Raw genomic sequence first — 587 nt, forward strand, 5'->3', positions numbered from 1 at the left:
CTGGCGTTGGGGATTACATCATCAATGTCGCTCGTGCAGCCGCAGGAAAAATCATCGGAGGGCCGGGTTTCATTGCCGTGCTTGGCTCGGGTTTAATGGGCTCTGTGTCGGGATCTAGCGTGGCGAATACCGTGTCGACAGGGGTGATCAGTATTCCGTTGATGCAAAAAGCAGGTTTCCCTTCGCGCTTTGCTGCAGGGGTTGAGGCTGCGGCTTCTACTGGTGGTCAGTTGATGCCTCCGGTGATGGGCGCGGGCGCGTTCATTATGGCGTCTTATACTCAAATTCCTTACGTGGATATCATTGCTGTATCGTTTGTCCCTGCGTTGATTTATTTCTTATCGGTCGCGTTTTTTGTGCGTATCGAAGCGAAGCGTAGCGGCGTGCAGAAAATTACAACCAGTGACGAATCGCTTATCAAAGTTCTGGTGAGTGGTTGGCACAACCTCATTCCTTTGGTGGTTCTGGTGACGTTGCTCGTGAAAGGTTTTACACCCACTTATGCGGCAGGCCTTTCCATCATTTCTGTTGTTGTCTCTTCGTGGTTTTCGAAAGATCACAAAATGGGACCAAAAGCGATCATCGAG

Annotated in this window: 1 protein-coding gene; it reads left to right on the forward strand. The window is 50.6% G+C overall.

The window, feature by feature from the left end; all coding sequences use genetic code 11:
- Window positions 1-587 (forward strand): TRAP transporter large permease subunit (locus tag R8N47_RS26855; protein WP_318186318.1); only part of this gene is annotated, 587 nt, incomplete at both ends.

This window comes from Vibrio sp. 2132-1 (assembly GCF_033344315.1).